Genomic DNA, 20,794 nt, shown 5'->3' on the forward strand with positions numbered 1-20,794 from the left:
CCATGGACGGCGTGAGCGCCATCATCCTGGCCGCCGGCGAATCCCGGCGCATGGGCCGTTTCAAACCGTTGCTGCACCTGGGCGCAACCACGGTGGTGGAGCGGGTGGTGCAACTGTATGCCGCCGCGGGTCTGAAGGACATCATCGTGGTCACCGGCTGCAACAGCGATGCCCTGTGCACCGCCCTGACCCATCTGCCGCTGCGTTGCATCCACAATGGGCAGTGGCGGGCCGGCATGTACACCTCCCTCCAGGCCGGCCTTGGGGCCCTGCCGGTGGACGCGCGCGCCTTTTTCGTCCATCCGGTGGACATCCCCCTGGTGCGGCCGTCGACGGTCGGCGCCCTGGCCCGCAGCTTCCATGATCAACGCGGCGCGGTTTGCCACCCTTGCTACGACGGCCGGCGGGGCCACCCGGTCTTGATCCCGGCCGCCCTGGGGGCCGATTTGCTGGCATGGCCGGGAGAAGGGGGCTTGCGCGCCTTCTGGCAATCGTGGACCGGGCCGTGGCGGGAAGTGGCCGTGGCGGACGAAGGCATCCTGCTCGATCTGGACACCCCGGCGGACCTTCGCATGCTGACGCAACGCCTGGAACGGGATGACCGACCCTCCGCCGATGCCTGCCGCGTGCTCATGACCCGCGTTGAACAGGTGCCGCCGGCTGTGTGGCGCCACTGCCGGGCGGTGGCCGCGGTGGCCGGCGCCATCGCCGATGCCCTGCAGGCCGCCGGGGTGGATCTGGATGCCGACCTGGTGCGCTCCGCCGCCCTGGTGCACGATATCGCCCGCCAAGCACCCCATCACGCCGCTGCCGGCGCCCGACTGCTGGCGGACCTGGGCTATCCCCGGCCGGCCGCCATGGTGGCCGTGCACATGGATCCGCCCGTGGCGGATGCCGCGACGCCGGACGAAGCGGCGGTACTTTTTCTGGCGGACAAATTGGTGGTGGGCGACCGTCCCGCCGACCTGCACACCCGCTTCGAACGCAAGATGGCCAAATACGGCAACGATCCCCGGATCGCGAAGGCCATCGCATCGCGCCGGCAGGCCGCCGAGGCCCTTCTGGCCACCGTGGAACGGTGCATCGGCCGCCCGGTGGCCGCCTTGACGGCCGACCTGCCGTTAAAAGGCGAACAGCCCGGATGACCGCCGACGCCGCCAATGGCCCAACGGTGCGCACCCTTTATCTGTTGCGCCACTGCGCGCCGGTCCAAGCCTCCGGCGGCAAGCGGTACCTGGGGCAAGCAGATCCGCCCCTTTCGCCCGAGGGCATTCAGCAGGCGCACCGGTGGCGGTACTGGTTCCGCACCATCGCCCTGAGCGCCGTTTATTGCAGCGATCTGCAGCGCGCCCGCCACACCGCCGCGATCGTCTTCGCCGATCACCCCTTGTCCATCCACCCCCTTGGCGCCCTGCGGGAGGTGCACCTGGGCGAATGGGAGGGCCTTCCCTTCGCGGAAGTGCGACAGCGCGATCCCATCGCCTATGCCGAACGCGGCCGAGACCCGGCCGCCCATCGGCCGCCCGGCGGCGAGTCGTTCCAGGATCTGCGCGAGCGCGTGGTGCCCACCTTTACCCGCATCGTCGCCGAGACCCGCGGCGACATCGCCCTGGTGGGCCATGCGGGGGTACTTCGGGTGCTGCTGTGCCACTTGCTGGGCCTGCCCTTGGCCCACCTTTTTCGCATTGGCCAGGACCCCGGCGGCTTGAGTGTCGTCCTGGCGCGGGCCGACAGTTACCGGGTACAATCCGTCAACATTCCCCCTCCCTGCCTGGATTCAGGCCATCGGTTGGTTCAAAATTGACATAACCCTTGGCGTGTGCTATCGACCCTGCATCCATTTCCGGACCCGAACACAGTTGACCTGGAAAAAACGCAGGAGTGAGCATGGAATCGATCTATACGGTGTGCGGTATGTGCACGGTGCGCTGTCCGATCATGGCGCGGGTGGATAGTGGCCGCGTGGTGGATCTGCAAGGCAACCCCCATGTACCGACCATGGCGGGCGGTCTGTGTCCGCGTGGAGCGGCCGGCAGGGCCCTGTTGACCGATACGGAACGGCCCAGGACACCGTTGCTGCGCGATGGCGCGCGCGGTGAAGGGCGTTGGCGCAAAGTGAGCTGGGACGAGGCCCTGGACCATGTGGCGCAGCGGCTCCAGTCCGTGATGGCGGCGCACGGCGCGCGGGGCGTCGCCTTGTCCGACCGGGGCGGACCCTTTCGGGACATGCACCGCGCCCTGTTGCGCGGACTGGGATCGCCCAACTATTGCAACCACGACGCCTCCTGTGCCCGCAACGTCCATCATGCCCACCTGTCGTTGACCGGGCTGGGGCGCAAGGATGTGGCATACGACTTTGCCAACGCGCGTCACGTGGTGTTGCAGTTGCGCAACATCTTCGAGTCGGTGGACGTGCAGGAGGTGCACCAGCTCACCGGGGCCCTGGAAAAAGGGTGCCGCTTGTCGGTGATCGACATCCGCGCCAATGTGCCCGCCACCAAGGCACATGACTTTTTCATGGTCCGACCGAGCAGCGATTACGCCTTCAATCTGGCGGTGATCCACACCTTGATCCAGGAGCGCTGGTACGACCGCGACTATGTCCAACGCTACTTCAAGGATTTCGATCAACTCGAGGCGTTCATCGTGCCCTACACGCCCGAATGGGCCGCGGCGCATACCGGCATCGAGGCGGGTCGGCTGCGCCGCTTCGTGCAACAACTGGCCCAGGCCGCACCGGCGGTGATCTGGCATCCCGGTTGGATGGCGGCCCGATACCGCAATTCATTCCACGTGTGCCGTTCCATCTACATCATCAACGCCCTGCTGGGCGCCATCGGAAGCCGGGGCGGTCTGCCGCTGGTCAACAAACCCAAGGATGTGGGCCGCAAGGGGTTGAAAACCTTCGTCGACATCTTTCCGGCCCCCGAGGAGAAACGAGCCGACGGCGTGGGGTGGCGCCACACCCATATCGAAAAGGGACCGGGCCTGGCCCACCTGCTCTACAAGGCCATGGAAACCGACGATCCCTACCCGGTCAAGGCCTACATCGCCTACCGCCACGATCCCTTGATGGGATTTCCCGACCCGGAGCGACTCAAACGGATCTTCGATCGCCTCGACCTGCTGGTGGCGGTCACCTTCAGCTGGTCCGACACCGCCTGGTACGCCGATGTGGTCCTGCCCCTCTCCACCTACCTGGAACGGGACAGCCTGATCGCTTGCAAAAACACGCTGCGCCCTTTCTTCTTTCGCCGCCGCCGGGCCGTCGCGCCCTGCTACGAAACCCGCGCCGATTGGCAGATCGTCGGTGGCTTGGCCCGCCGCCTGGGGCTGCCGCAATTGGATTTTCATTCCATCGAGGACATCTGGCGCTACCAGCTGGAAGGCACGGGCGTTCAACCGGAGGATTTCGAAGCCACCGGCATGGTGCCCCTGGTCGAGGCGCCGATCTACCGCGACCGGAACGATCTCGCCTTCAAGACCCCCAGTGGCCGCATAGAGATCGTATCGGAGAAATTGACCCAAAGCGACCTCCCGTCCCTGCTCCCTTATACGCCGGTGCCGGGACCACCAGAAGGCCGTTTCAGACTCACCTTCGGCCGCTGCGCACTGCACACCCAGGGACACACCGTCGACAACCCGTTGCTCTTCGAACAGATGCCGGAAAACCGCCTCTGGATCAACACAACGGCCGCCCGCTCCCTGGGCATCGCCGACGGCGACCGGGTGCAGGTGACCCAAAACGGCTATGCGGAAACCATCATCGCCAAGGTGACCGATCTGATTCACCCCGAGGCGGTTTTCGTGGTGCACGGCTTCGGCCACACCTTGCCGGTGGAGCGCTTCGCCCAAGGCCGCGGCCTGGCGGACCAGAAATTCATGAAAGGGGGACTGGATCTGTGGGACCCCGCCGGGGGCGCCTTGGCCCTGCAGGAGCATTTCGTGGCGGTGAGCAAGGCCGCCGAGGAGAACGATCACAAATAGGCTACAATCCGCAATCCGGTCCCGGGAACGGTTGGCGTGGGGCCGGAGCGGCAACGAGGGAGAACGAACCGAAAATGGCGGTAACATTGACGATCAACGGCCACGCGGTGGCCTTCCGTCCGGGACAGACCATCCTGGCGGCGGCCGAGGCGGTGGGCATCTCCATTCCCACCCTGTGCCATCTCAAAGGGGCCACGCCCACCGGCGCCTGCCGTATCTGCGTGGTGGAGGTGGCCGGCGCGCGCACCTTGCTGCCGGCCTGCAGCACGCCGGCGACGGCCGGCATGCAGGTCCAAACCGAATCGCCGCGGGTGGTGGAAGCCCGGCGCCTGGTGCTGGAGCTGCTGCTCTCCTCGGGCCACCACAACTGCTCCGTGCCCCGAGACCGGGACGCGGATTGGACCGATTTCCAACTGACGGTGCAGGCAGAGGACGGGACGGACCGGTTGTGCCCGGTGTGGGGCGACTGCCGCCTGCAGGAGCTGGCCTTCCGCTACCAGGTGGACGGTTCACGATTCCCCGCCACCGCCACCATCTATCCCACCGAGATGGCCAATCCGCTGATCGTAAGGGATTTTTCCCGCTGCATCCTGTGCGGCCGCTGTGTACAGGCGTGCAACGAAGTCCAGGTGAACCGGGCCATCAGCCACGGCTACCGGGGCGCCCACAGCAAAATCGTGGCCGCCGGCGACCGGCCCCTGGCCGATTCCGAGTGCGTCTTTTGCGGTGAGTGCGTCCAGGCCTGTCCGGTGGGCGCCCTGGTGGAAAAAAAGGCCCGATATCAGTGGCGGCCATGGCTGTCGGAAAAGATCCGCACCACCTGCCCCTACTGCGGCGTGGGCTGCCAGCAGTGGCTGCATGTACAGGACGGACGCATCGTCAAGGTGACCGGCGTCGAGGAGGCCGAACCCAATCAAGGCCGATTGTGCGTCAAGGGCCGTTTCGGCTACGACTTCATCTACTCGGAAGAGCGCCTGAAAAACCCGCTGATCCGCGAGGAGGACGGCTTCCGGGAAGCTTCCTGGGACGAGGCCCTGGATCTGGTGGCGAACAAGTTCAAGCAGATCATCGCCGAAAGCGGCGCGGACGCCCTGGCCGGGGTGAGTTGCGCGCGCAGCATCAACGAGGATTCCTACAACATGCAGAAGCTGTTCCGGGCGGTGTTCAAGACCAACAACATCGACCATTGCGCCCGCACTTGACATGCCCCCACGGTCGCCGGGCTGGCGACCACGTTCGGTTCCGGGGCGATGACCAACTCCTTCAACGAGATGGCCCGGGCCAAGATGCTCATGGTGATCGGCTCCAATATGACCGAAGCCCATCCGGTGGCCGCCACCTTTGTCAAGAACGCCGTGCTCAAGGGCGCCGAGCTGATCGTGGTGGATCCCCGGCGCCACAAACTGGCGGAAATGGCGGCCTTGCACGTACCCATCCGGGTGGGCAGCGACATCGCCTTCCTGAACGCCTTGATGCATGTCATTATCGCCGAGGGTTGGCAGGACAAGCGGTTCGTCGACTCCTGCACCGTGGATTTCGATAAGCTGGCCGCCACCGTGATGCGCTACACGCCGGAGTATGCCGCCGACATCTGCGGTGTCCCGGCCGACATGATCCGCGATACGGCCCGGCGCATCTCGTCGGTCCAGCCAATGATGCTGTGCTACACGCTGGGCATCACCGAGCACACCTGCGGCACCCACAACGTGATGAGCATCGCCAACCTGCAGATGCTGCTGGGCAACATGGGCGTCGAGTGCGGCGGGGTCAACCCCTTGCGGGGGCAGAACAACGTGCAGGGCGCCTGCGACATGGGCGCCCTGCCCAATGTCTTTCCCGGCTACCAGAAGGTGACCGAAGCGGCCGCCCGGGAGAAATTCCAACGCGCCTGGGGGGTGGACGGCCTGCCCGAGGCCAACGGCCTGATGATCCCCCGAATGATGGAGGGACTGGTCGACGGCAAGATCCGCGGCTTCTACATCTTCGGCGAGAACCTGGCCAATACCGAGCCGGACATCCGCAAGGTGGAACATGAACTGGCATCGGCCGAGTTCCTGGTGGTGCAGGACATCTTCCTCAACGAGACGACCCGTTTCGGCCATGTGGTGCTGCCCGCGGCGGCCTGGAGCGAAAACGACGGCACCTTCACCAACAGCGAACGCCGCGTCAATCGCGTGCGCACGGCCGGCCCTCCGCCCGGGGATGCCAGGCCCAATTGGTGGATTTTCCAGCAGATCGCCAAGCGCTTCGGCCAGGAGTGGGCATCGAACAGCGCCCGGGAGATCTGGGACAACGAAGTGTCGGTGCTGGCGCCCCAGTTGTGCGGCATCAAGTACCACCGGCTGGAGGGGGACGGGCTGCAGTGGCCCTGCCCGGATGAAAATCACCCCGGCACCTGTATTCTGCACCGCGACGGTCAGTTCACCTGCGGTCTGGGGATATTCAACCCGGCGGAATGGACCCCGCCGGCCGAGGTGCCCGACGACCAGTACCCGCTGGTACTGAGCACCGGCCGCCGCCTGACCCATTACCACACCCGCACCCAGACCGGCCGCTGCGAGGGGCTCAACGACCTGCTGGGCGAAGAGACCGCCGACATCTCCATGCCGGACGCGCGCGCCCTGGGCATCGCCGACGGGGAGACCATCCGCGTCAGTTCCCGCCGCGGCACCGTCACGGTCAAGGCCAGGGTCACCGGCGAAGTGCCGGCAGGCATGGTCTGGATGGCTTTTCACTTCCGGGAGGCCAACGCCAATTGGCTCACCAACGCGGCCTTCGACAACATCACCATGACGGCCGAATACAAGGCTTGTGCGGTGCGGATCGATAAATTGACCGAAAAGGCATTGGGATGACCTGGTAACTGCAAAATACCGCGCGTCGGCGTTCCTGCCGAAAAATCGGCCGGGCGCCGCCGGCGGCGGCAATCCGGTGCCGGGGCGATGGCATGCAGCGTCCACACCACGCCATCGCCCGGCCGGAACCCTCAGGGCCACGTACGGTCAGTGGGTCGCAACGCGACTGATGGGATGGTTGCACTTGGGACAGCGGGTGCCGAACTTGCTGACATGGCCTTCCCAATCGCAATTCTCGCAGACAAAATAGACGGTGTGCGCCAAAACCGGTTTTTTCTTAAAAAAAAGCCGCTTCACGATGCGCAGGGCCAACAGGGCGCCGACCACCGCGGCGGCCACATACAAGGCCTGCCGCAGGCTGGTTTCGCCAAACAGGATCATGTCCAAATCCAAATCCATTGCGCGCTCCTTTCGCCACAACCTGACACAAACCAACCCTTTGCCGGTCCCCTCGCCTTGCCAAGCGCGGGCCCGCGCCTATTGAAAAACGCCGCCTAGTCCGGTAAGGACCGGGCTTCGGTGGTTTCAATCCACACGCATCATACATGAAGTACACCTCAGAGGGGAACAATTATGGGAACGGGCTTTCTTAGCGTAACGCTGTTCAACCTGGGCATCAACCTGGTTTACACCCTGGTGGCCTTGCTCGTGGGCATGGCGGCCCTGATCTTCGTCGACAAGCAGCTCTTCAAGAAGATCTGCTTTCAGGAAGAGTTGCGCAAAGGGAACATGGCCATCGCCTTGTTCGCCTCGGCGATTCTATTGTTCGTGGCGCTGATCGTCACCTTCGGGTTCAAAGGCTGATGCTCGGCTGGTCCGGCCTCAAGGCCACGGCCCTGGCGCTGGCCCTGGTGCTGCTGTTGATGTACGGCTACCATTCGCTGATGTGGCACTGGGAATTCGGTGGCCCGGTGAAAAACGCTCTCGTCGCCCTGACCGCCGCGGAGCTGGAAATGCCCCATCTCGACGGCACGGTGGAGGTGATCGCCACGCGGCAGCGCATCGGCAGCCGGGAAATCGCCGCCATGCTGCCCATGGAGCGGATGGAGAGCAGCTTCTTGGTTTGGCGCCTGGGCGGCGTGGCCAATGCGGCGGCCACCGCCATGGGCGTGGACCGGCGTCACCATGTGGCCAATGCCTTTCTTGAAGGCTATGTCCCTTTTCCAGTGACCAGCCCATGGATGGCCTGGCACGTCATCGCCCAACGCAAGAAATACATGTTCGATCATGTGCAGTATGCCGGCCTGCGGGATGTGTGGCAAACCAGCAAGCAGGCCTTCCACTTCACCCGCGGCGACTGCGAGGACCACGCCATCTTGTTGGCCGACTGGCTGATCGGCGAGGGGTACGACGCCTGGGTCGCGGTGGGCACGGTGCAGGGGCAAGGCCATGCCTGGGTGGTGCTGTTCGATGCGAACGGCACCGAATACCTCCTGGAAGCCACCCGCAAGCGGCGCCTGCGCGGCCTCCACCGGCTGCCGCTGACCCTCTCGCACACCGAATACCACCCCCGGATGCGTTTCAACCGCGACCAATTCTGGTACAACACCGGCCTGCCCCTCACCACTGCCTACCGGTCCTCCCAATGGCGCATGCAAAGCCGCTTCCACCGGGCCCTTGCGGGCCAGTTTTAGGGCCCTGTCGGGCCAGTTTTAAGTTTAAAGTTTTAAGTTTTAAGTTGAAGGAATTCTGTCGGTTAGATGTGTGTGTAGGGGGAGTCGGGTGTTTCGGGGGTGTCGGGAGCGGCAGCGCTGAAACGGCCCTGGCGGTGTTGTGCCCTGGTAGCCGAACCAGCGGCAGCCGGATTGTTTGTGCATGTGGCGTGAACGCTATCCGCCAAAGACGCTTGCCGCCACACCATGGTGAAAAAAGGTTGCGGGATTGGCCGAACCTTGCTATTTGCAGCACTGGTTAGGCTTCGTTGTTGGTTGGTTCAGGCTTCAATCCGACACAACAAACACCATCCGGACCGCCCGTGCACCCCGTACGGGGGGCGGCAAAGCGGCATGCTTTTCAATGCCGCCTCGAATACCTGCAGGCAATGCCCCCGCTCTGCTGTTTTTCTTCCAACTGCTCCGTCCTGCTGTCTGTAATGTCTGCAATCCCGTCATCCGTGGTTGGTGTCTCATATAGCAGGCTTCACTGTTTTGCAGGCTTCATCGTGGCCGAAAATGGTATCGGCAAACCTTTTGAAACGTACAGGAGAGGAAGAATGAGACGAAAAACCCCGATTTTCAAAATGTTCTATCTGCTCATGGTGCTTGCCATGGTGGCTTTCGTCGCCGTGGCGTGCGAGGTCGACACGGGCAGCGGCAATGAAGGTTGCGGTGCGACCACGGATCCCGATCCCGGACCCGGTCCCGGGCCGGACCCCGATCCCACGCCGGACCCCGATCCCACGCCGGACCCCGATCCGACACCGGACCCGGATCCGACACCCGATCCCGACCCCACACCGCCAAACGCCTGCCGGGTCGATTATGTGATGAACCAGTGGAACACCGGCTTCACCGCTGAAGTGACCGTTGCCAACAATGGGCGGCAGGCGATCAGCGGATGGCAACTGGCCTGGACATTCGCCGATGGTCAACAGCTGTCCGGATCCTGGAACGCCGATGTCGCCCAGGCCGGAAACCGGGTCACGGCATCCAACCCGGCCGGTCACTGGAACGGAACCCTTGACCCCAACGGCGGCCGCGCAAGCTTTGGTTTCCAGGCGACCCATTCAGGCACCAATCGCGTGCCGTCGGATTTCACCTTGAACGGCATCGCGTGCAACGGCGGACCGGCCCCCGATCCGGATCCCGAACCGGACCCCGATCCCGGCCCCGACCCCGATCCTGTCACACCGGCCACCTTTCGCGTCAACGAAGCCGGCCGAATCACCAAGAACGGCGATGAAATCCCCATTCGCTGCGGCGCCTGGTTCGGCCTGGAAGGCCAATATGAGCCGCACTATTCCGAGAACAATCCCGGCGGAGCACCCATGGAACTTTATGTGGGCAACATGTGGTGGGACAACACCGGCCGCACCATTCAGCAGACCATGACCGAAATCAAGCAAATGGGCATCAAAATCGTCCGACTGCCCATCGCACCGCAGACCCTGGATCCCAACGATCCCCAGGGGATCGGCGACATTCGCCAAGGCGGTGTTCTGAAAAACCACGAATCGGTCCGGCAGACCAATGCCCGCCAGGCGCTGGAAGATTTCATCAAACTGGCCGCCCGCAACGACATCCAGGTGATCGTGGACATCCACAGCTGCTCCAACTATGTGGGATGGCGCGCCGGCCGTCTCGATGCCATGCCGCCCTATGCGGATGCCACCCGGGACAACTACGAATTCACCAGGGAAGACCACCATTGTCTCAACTACGGTGAAGCGCGCTGGCTCGATGATTTGCGGGATATTGCAAGCCTGCCGCAGAAACTGGGGGTGAACAACCTGCTTGCCATCGACATTTTCAATGAACCCTGGGATTACACCTGGGCGGAGTGGAAGCGACTGGCCGAGAAAGCGTTCGAGATCATCGATGCCGTCAACCAAGATGTCTTGATCATGGTGGAAGGTGTCGGTTCGGCAAAGGCCGACGGCACCCAAGTGCCCCATGGCGATCCGGATTCCAACCCCAACTGGGGTGAGAATTTCTACGGCGCCGCAACCGACCCCCTGAACATTCCCAAAGAGCGGCTGATCATTTCTCCCCACACCTACGGACCTTCGGTTTTTGTGCAACGGCAATTCATGGATCCGTCACAACCCCATTGTACCGGTTTGGAAGGCGACGCGGCCGGGGATGCCAAGTGCAACATCGTCATCGATGCAGCTAAACTCAGGGAGGGTTGGGAAGAGCATTTCGGCTTCCTCCGGGATCAAGGCTATGCCGTTCTGATCGGTGAATTCGGCGGGCATTTGAACTGGCCCCGGGAGACATCCGAACAGCGCGATCGCGACCGCTGGGGCTATATCACCACCACACCCGACAGGGAGTGGCAAAATGCCTTTGTGGACTACCTGATTGAAAAGGATATCGACGCTTGCTACTGGTCCATCAACCCGGAATCGGGCGACACCGGCGGTTTGTACCAACATGCTTACGACCCCTACTCCAAACAGGGTTGGGGCCGGTGGCTGGGGTTCGATGCGGAAAAGGTCGAGCTGTTGCAAAGATTGTGGGATAAATAGCCCGACCGTTTGACATAACGTCTCACCCGGTACCGCTCGCGTGGCGGTGCCGCACCGAGGCGTCCCCGGCCGTTGCCGGGGGCGCCTCGCTTTTTGGCTCGATGTCTCCGCCGCTTTTATAAGTGTTGATGTGGGATATTTCCAGCTGTCCTATATCCCACTGTGTTCAGTTAGAAATGCTGTTGCACATTGACATTTCCTATAATTTTCAATAAGAATCCCCTTACCCCGCAACCAGATTGAGCCCCGTCGGCGCAGCGACGGTATCATACGGACGACGGATTCCGGCACATTCAGAGCAGGGGAAACATCCAAGATGGGTAAACTGACCACGGTTTTGGCCAAAAAGGAAGCGGAGGCCTATCTTTCCCAGGGGTTGCACCAAGAGGCCATCAAACTCTACGATCAACTGCTGGACGCCTCCCCCCACATCGATCCCGCCATCAAAGCGGCCATCGAGAACCACCGGCAAAAAATCGAGGTGGCCTTTCAAGAGAACACGGCACGGAAAACCCGCCCGTTGACCGCCGCGGAGATCGGCCGCATCCGGGAGGGCTGGGGAACGCAAGCCAATGAAAGCGACATCCTGGTCTGCGCCCAGGCCTTTTTGCAGATCGGCGCCCACGCGGAGGCCTTGGCGGAGTTGCGCACCTTGGTGGCGCAAGCGGGTCCCAAAAAAATCTATGTGCACGCCATGGCCGACTGCCTCGCCGGCCTCCACCCGCCCGATGAAATCGGCGCCGCGGTCCGCAGCCTGGCCCGGGCATCGGTCGACGACCCCAAAACCGTTCTGGCCATGCAAGTGGCCATGGCGGAAAGGCTTGCCGAACGGGGCCATCCGGATCATGCTCGGGCTCTGTTCCTGCACCTGGCCGAGATGCCGGCCTTGGCGGCGGCCATGCAAAACCGGCTCGCGGCATTGGCGGCAGCATCCGCCGCCCCGTGCGCCGCGGCAAACACCGAACAGCGTGGGGCCGCCTGCGCCCGGTCTCCCCGGCGTTTCGGCCTGGAACGGCTGCGCCGCCTTTTCGGTCGTTGATGATCGGCTTTGTAACCTTGGCGGACCCCTGGGCTCATTAAGGCAGAAAGCCCATAAAAACGAATCGGAGGCTGCCCGCCATGTCCTGCTGCGATCCCAATGACGAAAATGAAACGGTCTACGAATGCATGAAACACCAGATCAAGGTGTGTGCGGCCTGCGCCAAGTGCAAAGACCCGCAACTGTACTGTAAATTTCGCCCTTCCTGCATGATCCATTTCATGGAAAAGGAGCTGGCGCGGGAAAAAAAACAGGGCGCCCTCTAACGCAGGACGCCCTCTTGAACTTGTAACTGCCTGATCTCTTCCGCTATTCCAGTTCGAAGGTCTGTCCCTCCCTGGGCACCCGGGCGTTATAGCCCTTTTCCCGCAACAGCTCGGCGAAGGCCAGGCTCTGACTCTCCTCTCCGTGCACCACGGCGATACGCTTGATATCGAGGTTGGCGTCCTTGAGAAACTGGATCATCTCGTTGCGGTCGGCGTGGGCCGAAAAGCCGTTGAGTTTGACCACCCGTGCCTTGAGGGGGTACTCCTTGTTCAAGATCCGCACGATGGGCGGATCGCCTGTGCGGCCGGCGGCTTCATAGACCTGGCCTTGCTCCAGAATACGCCGCCCCAGGGTGTGCTGGGCCATGAAGCCCACCAGCAGGATGGTGTGGATGGGGTTGTGAATCTTGTTCCGCAAATGGTGCAGGATACGGCCCGCTTCACACATGCCCGAGGCCGAAATGACGATGTGGGGCTTGGTCTGGCGCATCAAGGCCATGGACTCTTCCACCGATTGGGTGAAGTGCACCTGGGGGAAATCGAAGGGGTTTTTGCCCTTGGACAGAAAGGTGGCATGGGTGTCCCGGTCGTAGGTTTCGGGATGCTCGCCGAAGACGCTGGTGATGCGGGTGGCCAGGGGGCTGTCGACAAAGACCGGTTTGCGCGGCACGGCGCCTTCATTATATAGCTCGTGGATCACGTAGAGCAGCTCCTGGGTGCGACCGAAGGCAAAGGCCGGAATCAGCACGCAGCCGCCCCGGTCGAAGGTTTCGTTGAGTGCCTGTTTGAGATGGGGTTTGAGCTGCTGGGTCGGTTCGTGATCGCGGTCGCCGTAGGTGCTCTCCATGATCAGCAGGTCGATGTGGCGATCTTCTTCTGCAAAATCAAGGCAGGGATTGCGAACGATGGGTTTATCGAAACGGCCCAGATCCCCGGTGTAGCCGATGGTGCGCGTGCGGCCGCCTTCGGTGTAGCGCAGGATGGTGATGGCCGAGCCCAGAATGTGGCCCGCCTCGTAAAAGGTGCAGGTCATATTTTTGCCGATGGTCACCGGTGTGCGGTAGGGCACGCCTTCCATGAGCCCCAGGGCGTTCTCGGCGTCGGCGGTGGTGTAGAGCGGATCGACGCGCTCCAGGTGGTAGCGGGCCATCAACTGCTGGATCGTTTCCCGATTAAGCTCGCTGCGGCCCTTTTTGAGCATTTTCTTGAGCTGCTCGTATTTGCGGGGACCGATGGGCTTGCCGTTGATGGTGGGGCCTTGGGAGAGGGCGCCGCGAACGGTTTTGTAGTTGAGGTAGTCGGCGTCCTGCTCCTGGATCCGTGCCGAATCGGCCAGCAGATAGTTGCAGATACTGGCCGTGCCCCGCGTGCACACCACGCGCCCGCGAAAGCCGCCCTTGACCAGCAGGGGGATACGCCCCGAGTGGTCGATGTGGGCGTGGGAGAGCACCATATTGGTCACCAGGTCCGCATCGAAGGGCAGCACCCGGTTCTTTTCGGCCGCCTCCTTGCGGCGACCCTGGTGCAGGCCGCAATCAAGCAGCACATGGTCGTGGTCCGTGCCGATCAGGTGCATGGAACCGGTGACTTCCCTTACCGCGCCGTGAAAGGTGACGTGCATTTTTCAATCCTTTTGCTGTAGCTGTGTCGTTATATGCCAAACGATGGGCGCCCCGTCCGTGGTGACGGCCACCAGGTGATCGGTGTCGACCCATCGCTGGCGGACCGTGAAAACCCGCCCGCCATGGTGCAGCAGCAGCGTATCGGCCGCTGAGACTTGCGCAATACGGCATTGGGACAACTCCACCAGCCCTGTGCCGACCGCCTTGAGCACCGCCTCCTTGGCGGTCCAGAAGCGAAAAAAAGTGTGCTGCTCTTCGGCGGGCGCCAGGGCCCACTCTTCGGCCTCGGCGATACGCCGCCGCAAACCTTCGCTCACCGGCTTGATCCGTTCCACATCGATGCCCACGGGCCGCATGGCCGCCACGGCCGCCACGTAGGCCGACTTGTGGCTCAAGGACCAGTACACGCCATCGCTGGGCAACGGTGCGCCATTGTCATCCTTGGCCAACGGGCCCAGGCGCAAACCGGCATAACCGGCCGACAGCGCCAGGGCGTCGCGGGCCCGCGCGCGCAGCGCCGCCACCTTTTCGCGGCCGCGCAAACGCTGCTGATCCACCGACACCGGCAGCACCACAGGGTGCAAGGCGACGGATCGATCGCCGACGCCGACCATATCAGCGACGCCCCTTCAATTCCAGGGCCCGGTCATAGATCTGCTTTTTACCGACCTTGAAACGGGCCGCCAGCGCCTTGGCGATGTCGTTGAGGGAACGATCCCCGGACGCCAGCGCCTGCTGCAGGGCATTGTCCACATCTTCCACGGCGGCCGGCGGCGGCGCGGTGACGCCGGCCACCAACAGGGTGCACTCCCCTTTGACGGCATCCCGCTGGTCCAATGCGGCGCCGATGACCGACAGGGAACCACGCAAAAACTCCTCGTGCAGCTTGGTCATCTCCCGCCCCAGGACGGCTTCCCGATCACCCAGGGCCTCTATCAACTCCTGCACGAAAGCCGCCAAGCGCAGGGGCGATTGGTAGAACACCAGGGTGTGGGGCAGCGCTGCGAGGGCCGCGAGCTGTTGCGCCCGCTTGCTCTTTTTGCGCGCGGGAAAGCCGATGAAGGTGAACTGGTCCGTTGGCAGGCCAGCGGCGCAAAGGGCTGTGATCACCGCAGACACACCGGGCACCGGCACCACGGGGATGCCGTCGGCCGCTGCCGCCTGCACCAGGCGGTAGCCCGGATCGGAGACCGTGGGGGTGCCGGCATTGCTCACCAGGGCGATGGCCGCACCTTCCCGCAACTGGTCGCGCAGTTGGACGCTGCGTTGGATTTCGTTGTGCTCGTGGTAAGAGATCAGGGGGCGCTCGATGCCGTGGGCTGCCAGCAGGCGGCGCGTGTGGCGGGTGTCCTCGGCGGCGATCAGGTCCGCCCGGGCCAGCACGGACAGGGCCCGCAGGGTAATGTCGGCCAGATTGCCGATAGGCGTGCCCACCACGTAGAGCCCCGCTGCCAGGGGGGTGTCAGGCGTAAGCGAGTTCGAAGGCATTGGGAATCAGCTCCACCTGCGTCCGGCCGCCCAGCTGCTGCACGGTCACCACGTCGAACCGGGCGCGCACCTGGGTCCCGCCGTGCCGTTTGAGCCAGGTCAGGGCGGCCATGGAGATTTTGCGTTGTTTGGTCGGCGTGACGGCCCACTTGGGATCGCCATGGCGTCGCGAACGGCGGGCCTTGACCTCGACGAACACCAACACCCCCTTGTGCCGGGCGATGATGTCGATTTCCGCGAAACGGGTGCGGAAATTGCGCTCCAGAATGGTGTACCCCCGGGATTCCAGAAAGGCGACGGCCGCCGTCTCGCCGGTTTGCCCGTAGGCATGGCGGTCATCCACCATGGGCGATGATCTCGTCTGCGAAAGGCAGAGGGCTTTGCTCCGGCGCACGCACCCCGCACACGCCGCGAAAAGAGCGACGGTGCAGCGGACACGGCCCGTGGCGGGCGATGGCCGTTTTGTGCGCCAAGGTGGGATAGCCCTTGTGGCGGTCGAAGCCGAAGAGAGGATAGCGGCAATGGTGCGCCAGCATCAGCCGGTCACGGTGCACCTTGGCCACGATGGAAGCGGCGGCCACGGAGATGCTGCGCGCATCCCCTTTGACCAGGGCGGTCTGGGGCAGATCGCGGTCAATGGTGCAATTGCCGTCGATGAGCAAAAAGTCGGGCACCGGGTCCAGGGCGGCCACGGCGTCGGCCATGGCCTTGCGGGCCGCTTGCAGAATGTTGATGCGGTCAATCTCGGGCGCTTCCACGATGCCGATGCCCACAGCCAGCGCATGGGCGTGGATCCGGTCGAAGAGCCGGTCGCGCCGGCGCGCCGTGAGCTGCTTGGAGTCGTTGACCCCCGCAACGGCGAAATCCGGCGGCAGCAGCACTGCCGCGGCCACCACGGGGCCGGCCAAAGGGCCGCGGCCGGCCTCGTCCACCCCGGCGATGCGGGTGTATCCCCGGGCCTGGAGGGCCTTTTCAAAGGCCCACAGATCGGTTTCGACCATGATCCGCGCCAAGGCGGTCTAGTTCATCCGCTTCTCGCGGATACGGGCCGCCTTGCCGCGCAGCTTGCGCAGGTAGTAGATCTTGGCGCGCCGCACGCGGCCGCGGGAGACCAGCTCCACTTTGTCGATGATGGGGGAATGGTAGGGGAAAATACGCTCCACGCCGACGCCGTAGGACACCTTGCGCACGGTGAAGGTGGCGCTGATGCCGCCCTTGCGCTTGGAAATCACCACGCCCTGGAACACCTGGATGCGCTCCTTGTCCCCTTCCTTGATCTTCACATGCACGCGCACCGTGTCGCCCGGCAAAAAGTCGAGCACATCCATGCGCATCTGTTCCCGTTCCAACTGCTTGATGACTTCCATGATCGGGTCTCCTCTGAAATAAAAGGCAATGTTCTATGTTAATTATAAGCTGCGAATTTAAAATCACATTCTCATTCAGCAACCGCTGTCGACCGGTCTTCTCCCAGTATACGATCCAAAAGGATCGCCACCGCACTGCGCACCGACAGATGGTTGTAATCGCCGGCACCCTGGATGGGGGTCAAGCGATGGTCGGCCTGCTCAAGCACTTCGTCGGCCAACCCCCAGGCCGTGCCGAAGAGCAGCAGCAGGGGGCGTCGGCCGCGGGCCTTTTGCCGCAGGTCCGCACAGCTCAAATCGTCGACGCGCATGCGCGCGCTGGTGGCCACCGTCAGGGGCGCCATGCCGTGGCGCGCGGCCATGTCCGTCACTGCGGCCGCCAGGGTGGGCACCGTTTTTATCAGTGCCAGGGCCGCCTTGCGATCCGGGTTGTAATGCGCCCCGGCACCGTGCACCCAGTGTTCCAGAATTTCATCCACCAGGGCCTGCTGGTCCGCCAGGGGCGTGACCACGTAAAACGGTGCCGCGCCGTAGGTCCGGGCCGCGCGCGCGATGTCGTGCAGATCCAGGGCCGTCACGGCCGCCGTAATGGGTGCGCCGTTTTTATCCACCACCGGGTGGTGTATCAAGGCCACCGCCACCGCGGGCGCGTATGATGCGTTGGATCTCACGATACCATGCGCCCAGCAGGGCCGTCTCCTCATCACTCGGAGGCCCCTTGTACAACAAGTCGGGCCGTTTTACCAGCGTGCGCCACAAGGCATCGGCCTGTCGCCATCGGGCAATACGGTCGTGGTGCCCCGAAAGCAGTACCTCGGGCACCTCCCGACCCTCGAAAACCGGCGGCCGGGTGTAGTGGGCATGGTCCAGCCGCTGGTGCCGGAACGAGTCCTGTTCGGCCGAAACTTCGTTGCCCAACACACCGGGCAACAGCCGGGTAACGGCGTCCATCACCGCCATGGCGGCCACCTCGCCGCCCGTTAAAACAACATCGCCGATGGAGAGCTCCAGTTCGATGAACTGTTCGCTGATCCGCTCGTCGATGCCTTCGTAGCGCCCGCACACCAGTATCAGCCCCGCCTGTTGGGCCAGCCGGCCGGCCATGTCCTGGTCGAAAGGCGCCCCTTGCGGGCTGAGCAGCACCGTGAGCGCTTCGGGCGCTTTTACGCGTGCCGCCCGCAACGCCCCGGCCAGGGGCTCCGGCTTCATCACCATGCCGCAGCCGCCGCCGTAGGGGCGATCATCGGTGACCCGATGGCGGCCGGCGGCGTGATCGCGGATGGCGATCGCCTCGGTTGTGATGGCGCCGCCGGCGATGGCCCGCCGTAAAATGCCGTTGTCCCAGAACGCCTGAATCAATTCCGGGAAGAGGGTCAGGACCACGAATTGCATGACCGGTGCCTATATCAACCCTTCGGGCAAGTCCACCCGCATGCGGCGTGTTGCGATATCGATGTCCAGCACCACCGAGGCGATGGCCGGCACCAGGATCTCATCCACCGGCTGCCCGTCCGGGGTCCGGACCGCATACACATCGTTGGCCCCCGTGGGGATGATCTGCACCACTTCGCCCAGATAGCGACCTGTCAGGTCATGAACCGCCATGCCGATCAGATCGCTCCAGTAGTAGGTGTCGGGCGCCAGCGGCGGCAATCCTTGCCGCTGTATGCAGACCCGGCAACCGCTCAGTCCCCCGGCCGCATCCCGCGTTTCCACACCGCCGAGCGTCAAACGCACCACTTGCTTGTGTGGCTTGGCCGCGACAATGCGATAGACGGTTGTGCCGCCCGCCGCATCGATCAGGTGCACTTCGTCCCGGGGCGCGAAAATGGCGGGCGATTCGGCGTAGGAGTAGACCCGCACGGCACCATGGATGCCGTGGGCACCGATCACTTTGCCGACCAGAATCAATCCGTCCGGGATCTCAGGGTTACTCAAGGATTTCAAGGACCGTTCGTTTTTTCAGTTTGGCCGATGCCGCGCTGAGCAGGGTTCGGATGGCACGCGCGGTGCGGCCCTGCTTTCCGATGATCTTGCCCAAATCGTCCTTGGCCACCTTCAGTTCCAACACCGATGTTTGGTTGCCTTGAATCTCCGTCACCGAAACCTGTTCCGGATGGTCCACCAAAGCCTGTGCAATCTGCAAAATCAGGTCTTTCATAGCACCCCTCCCCGGATCGGCGATGCTCACATGGCGGTGCGTTGCCTACTGCGCGGGCTGGGCGAAGACGCCTTGCTTCTTCAGCAGGTTCTTCACGGTGTCCGTAGGTGTGGCACCCTGTTGCAACCAGTATTGCACCCGATCAGTATTCAGAGTCACTTCAGCTGGATCCAGCAGCGGGTTGTACGTTCCCACCTTCTCGAGAAATCGTCCGTCACGCGGACTTTCACTGTCTGCCACCACAATGCGGTAATAGGGTCGTTTTTTGGCGCCGTGCCGGGCCAATCGGATCTTCACTGCCATTTTCGGACATTCTCCTTTTGTCTCAAAAAGGCAACATGCCGCGCCCCAGTCCGCGCATGCCGCCCTTATTGATTTTCTTCATCATTTTCATAATCTGGGTATAGTTTTTCAGCAATCGGTTCACATCCTGCACCGTGGTGCCGCTGCCCTTGGCGATGCGCCGTCGCCGACTGCCGTTGATAATGTTGTATTGGTAGCGCTCCTGGGGGGTCATGGAGTTGATGATCGCTTCGATCCGCACCAGCTCCGACTCGTCCACATCCAGGTTCTTCATCTGCTTGTGCTTGCCCATGCCGGGAATCATGCCGATCAGGTCGGTCAGCGAACCCATCTTGCGCACTTGCACCAGTTGATCCCGAAAATCCTCCAAGGTGAACTGGTTCTTGCGCAACTTCTTTTCCAGGGCGGCGGCCTGTTCCGTGTCCACCACGGCCTGGGCCTTCTCGATCATGGTCAGCACATCGCCCATGCCGAGAATGCGGGAGGCCATGCGGTCCGGGTGGAACGCCTCCAGGTCCGCCAGCTTCTCCCCCACGCCGATGAACTTGATGGGCTTGCCGGTGATGGACCGGATGGAGAGGGCCGCACCGCCGCGGGCATCGCCGTCCATCTTGCTGAGCACCACGCCGCCGATATGCAACGCATCGTCGAAGGCCTTGGCCATGTTGACCGCATCCTGACCGGTCATGGCATCGGCCACCAGCAGCACATCGGCGGGCTGGAGCGCTTCGCGGATCGCCTGAAGTTCCGCCATCAAGGTCTCGTCGATGTGCAATCGACCGGCGGTATCCAGCAAGACGGTGTCACAACCCGCCTTGTGGGCCGCCACCCGCGCCTGCCGGCAAATATCCACCGGGTCCATGTCGGTGCGCGATTCGAACACCGGCACATCGATCTGGGCGCCCACTTTCTTGAGCTGATCGATGGCTGCCGGCCGGTAAACGTCGGCCGGCACCAGATAGGGCTTGCGGCCCTCCTTGCGCAACTTCAAGGCCAGCTTGCCGGCGGTGGTGGTTTTACCGGAACCTTGCAGCCCCACCAGCATGATGGGCACCGGGTGAGTGCCGGACAGGTCGAGGGCCTCGTGGGCGCCGCCCATCAGATCGGTCAACGTCTCGTTGACGATCTTGACCACCTGCTGGCCGGGGGTCAGGCTGCGCATCACCTCCTGGCCCAGGGAACGCTCCTTGACGTCGGCGATGAACTGTTTGGCCACCTTGAAATGGACGTCCGCCTCCAGCAGGGCCAGGCGCACCTCACGCAACCCGTCGGAAATGTTTTTTTCCGTCAGGGTACCGTGTCCCTTGAGGCGTTTGAAGACCCCGTCCAGTTTTTCGCTCAGGCTCTCGAACATCGCTTGCCCGTCGTCGGCTGTAGTAATAAAACCTTGAAAATAAACTGAGATAAATGATAAGTCAAGCAAAACGAAACGGCAACAACAATGTTGCCGTCCGGATCACAAACCATCACCCAGCCGCCGTGCTATAGCACCAACCCGGTGCAGGAGCAACAAAGAA

Annotated in this window: 22 protein-coding genes; 9 read left to right on the forward strand and 13 right to left on the reverse strand. The window is 63.2% G+C overall.

Going from position 1 to position 20,794, the window contains the following annotated elements:
* Nucleotides 1–2: 2 nt before the first annotated feature.
* The 4 genes from MRX98_RS02475 to fdhF all read left to right on the forward strand — a co-directional run bounded on the left by MRX98_RS02475 (nt 3) and on the right by fdhF (nt 6,842).
* Nucleotides 3–1,145: a DVU_1551 family NTP transferase gene (locus tag MRX98_RS02475; RefSeq protein ID WP_246902735.1), complete on the forward strand. Its 1,143-nt coding sequence runs from the start codon at nt 3–5 to the stop codon at nt 1,143–1,145.
* On the forward strand, nt 1,142–1,804 hold the full coding sequence (locus tag MRX98_RS02480) for a histidine phosphatase family protein (protein ID WP_246902736.1): 663 nt from the start codon (nt 1,142–1,144) through the stop codon (nt 1,802–1,804). The genes MRX98_RS02475 and MRX98_RS02480 overlap by 4 nt, the downstream gene beginning before the upstream one ends.
* 83 nt (nt 1,805–1,887) lie before the next feature.
* Nucleotides 1,888–3,987, forward strand: coding sequence for a molybdopterin-dependent oxidoreductase (locus tag MRX98_RS02485; RefSeq protein WP_281432157.1), 2,100 nt, complete (start codon nt 1,888–1,890; stop codon nt 3,985–3,987).
* Nucleotides 3,988–4,061: 74 nt separating this feature from the next.
* The gene (fdhF, locus tag MRX98_RS02490) at nt 4,062–6,842 is read left to right on the forward strand and encodes a formate dehydrogenase subunit alpha (protein WP_246902738.1); all 2,781 of its coding nucleotides are present in this window, start codon (nt 4,062–4,064) and stop codon (nt 6,840–6,842) included.
* 147 nt (nt 6,843–6,989) lie between these two features.
* On the opposite strand, the gene MRX98_RS02495 is transcribed toward fdhF, so the two are convergent.
* Nucleotides 6,990–7,241, reverse strand: a complete 252-nt coding sequence (locus tag MRX98_RS02495; protein ID WP_246902740.1) for a zinc ribbon-containing protein — start codon at nt 7,239–7,241, stop codon at nt 6,990–6,992.
* 174 nt (nt 7,242–7,415) lie between these two features.
* Here MRX98_RS02495 and MRX98_RS02500 point away from each other — a divergent pair, with 174 nt between their 5' ends.
* From MRX98_RS02500 to MRX98_RS02520, 5 genes are all read left to right on the forward strand, one after another.
* Nucleotides 7,416–7,646 carry a DUF350 domain-containing protein gene (locus MRX98_RS02500; protein WP_246902742.1) on the forward strand — a complete coding sequence of 77 codons (231 nt, stop codon included), beginning with the start codon at nt 7,416–7,418 and terminating at the stop codon, nt 7,644–7,646.
* The gene (locus tag MRX98_RS02505) at nt 7,646–8,476 is read left to right on the forward strand and encodes a hypothetical protein (protein ID WP_246902744.1); all 831 of its coding nucleotides are present in this window, start codon (nt 7,646–7,648) and stop codon (nt 8,474–8,476) included. The genes MRX98_RS02500 and MRX98_RS02505 overlap by 1 nt, the downstream gene beginning before the upstream one ends.
* A gap of 578 nt (nt 8,477–9,054) precedes the next feature.
* Nucleotides 9,055–11,031 carry a cellulase family glycosylhydrolase gene (locus MRX98_RS02510; RefSeq protein ID WP_246902745.1) on the forward strand — a complete coding sequence of 659 codons (1,977 nt, stop codon included), beginning with the start codon at nt 9,055–9,057 and terminating at the stop codon, nt 11,029–11,031.
* Nucleotides 11,032–11,347: 316 nt separating this feature from the next.
* Entirely contained in the window at nt 11,348–12,070 is a 723-nt protein-coding gene (locus MRX98_RS02515; protein ID WP_246902747.1) for a tetratricopeptide repeat protein, read from the forward strand.
* Nucleotides 12,071–12,150: 80 nt separating this feature from the next.
* On the forward strand, nt 12,151–12,336 hold the full coding sequence (locus MRX98_RS02520; RefSeq protein WP_246902749.1) for a hypothetical protein: 186 nt from the start codon (nt 12,151–12,153) through the stop codon (nt 12,334–12,336).
* Between the two features lie 43 nt (nt 12,337–12,379).
* Here the strand turns inward: MRX98_RS02520 and MRX98_RS02525 are convergent, their stop codons facing one another.
* From MRX98_RS02525 to ffh, 12 genes are all read right to left on the reverse strand, one after another.
* A complete protein-coding gene (locus MRX98_RS02525; RefSeq protein WP_246902751.1) occupies nt 12,380–13,957 on the reverse strand; it encodes an MBL fold metallo-hydrolase RNA specificity domain-containing protein in 1,578 nt (525 codons plus the stop codon).
* Between the two features lie 3 nt (nt 13,958–13,960).
* Nucleotides 13,961–14,572 carry a 4'-phosphopantetheinyl transferase family protein gene (locus MRX98_RS02530; protein ID WP_246902753.1) on the reverse strand — a complete coding sequence of 204 codons (612 nt, stop codon included), beginning with the start codon at nt 14,570–14,572 and terminating at the stop codon, nt 13,961–13,963.
* A 1-nt stretch (nt 14,573) separates the two neighbouring features.
* Nucleotides 14,574–15,446, reverse strand: a complete 873-nt coding sequence (gene rsmI / locus MRX98_RS02535; protein WP_246902755.1) for a 16S rRNA (cytidine(1402)-2'-O)-methyltransferase — start codon at nt 15,444–15,446, stop codon at nt 14,574–14,576.
* Nucleotides 15,421–15,792, reverse strand: coding sequence for a YraN family protein (locus tag MRX98_RS02540; protein ID WP_246902757.1), 372 nt, complete (start codon nt 15,790–15,792; stop codon nt 15,421–15,423). The genes rsmI and MRX98_RS02540 overlap by 26 nt, the downstream gene beginning before the upstream one ends.
* Nucleotides 15,782–16,447 (reverse strand): ribonuclease HII, encoded by a 666-nt coding sequence (locus MRX98_RS02545; RefSeq protein ID WP_246902759.1) that lies wholly within the window; start codon nt 16,445–16,447, stop codon nt 15,782–15,784. The genes MRX98_RS02540 and MRX98_RS02545 overlap by 11 nt, the downstream gene beginning before the upstream one ends.
* 18 nt (nt 16,448–16,465) lie before the next feature.
* On the reverse strand, nt 16,466–16,813 hold the full coding sequence (rplS, locus tag MRX98_RS02550; RefSeq protein ID WP_281432158.1) for a 50S ribosomal protein L19: 348 nt from the start codon (nt 16,811–16,813) through the stop codon (nt 16,466–16,468).
* A gap of 71 nt (nt 16,814–16,884) precedes the next feature.
* A complete protein-coding gene (locus MRX98_RS02555; RefSeq protein ID WP_246902761.1) occupies nt 16,885–17,448 on the reverse strand; it encodes an RNA methyltransferase in 564 nt (187 codons plus the stop codon).
* Nucleotides 17,417–18,205: a tRNA (guanosine(37)-N1)-methyltransferase TrmD gene (trmD, locus tag MRX98_RS02560; RefSeq protein ID WP_246902763.1), complete on the reverse strand. Its 789-nt coding sequence runs from the start codon at nt 18,203–18,205 to the stop codon at nt 17,417–17,419. Before trmD ends, MRX98_RS02555 begins: the two co-directional genes overlap by 32 nt.
* A 9-nt stretch (nt 18,206–18,214) precedes the next feature.
* The gene (gene rimM, locus MRX98_RS02565; RefSeq protein ID WP_246902765.1) at nt 18,215–18,760 is read right to left on the reverse strand and encodes a ribosome maturation factor RimM; all 546 of its coding nucleotides are present in this window, start codon (nt 18,758–18,760) and stop codon (nt 18,215–18,217) included.
* On the reverse strand, nt 18,744–18,974 hold the full coding sequence (locus MRX98_RS02570) for a KH domain-containing protein (protein WP_246902767.1): 231 nt from the start codon (nt 18,972–18,974) through the stop codon (nt 18,744–18,746). Before MRX98_RS02570 ends, rimM begins: the two co-directional genes overlap by 17 nt.
* A gap of 45 nt (nt 18,975–19,019) precedes the next feature.
* Nucleotides 19,020–19,277, reverse strand: coding sequence for a 30S ribosomal protein S16 (rpsP, locus tag MRX98_RS02575; protein WP_246902769.1), 258 nt, complete (start codon nt 19,275–19,277; stop codon nt 19,020–19,022).
* Between the two features lie 22 nt (nt 19,278–19,299).
* The gene (gene ffh, locus MRX98_RS02580) at nt 19,300–20,631 is read right to left on the reverse strand and encodes a signal recognition particle protein (protein ID WP_246902771.1); all 1,332 of its coding nucleotides are present in this window, start codon (nt 20,629–20,631) and stop codon (nt 19,300–19,302) included.
* Nucleotides 20,632–20,794 lie beyond the last annotated feature (163 nt).

The sequence above is a fragment of the Desulfatitalea alkaliphila genome, assembly GCF_022968795.1.
GTDB classification, from domain to species: Bacteria; Desulfobacterota; Desulfobacteria; order Desulfobacterales; family Desulfosarcinaceae; genus Desulfatitalea; species Desulfatitalea alkaliphila.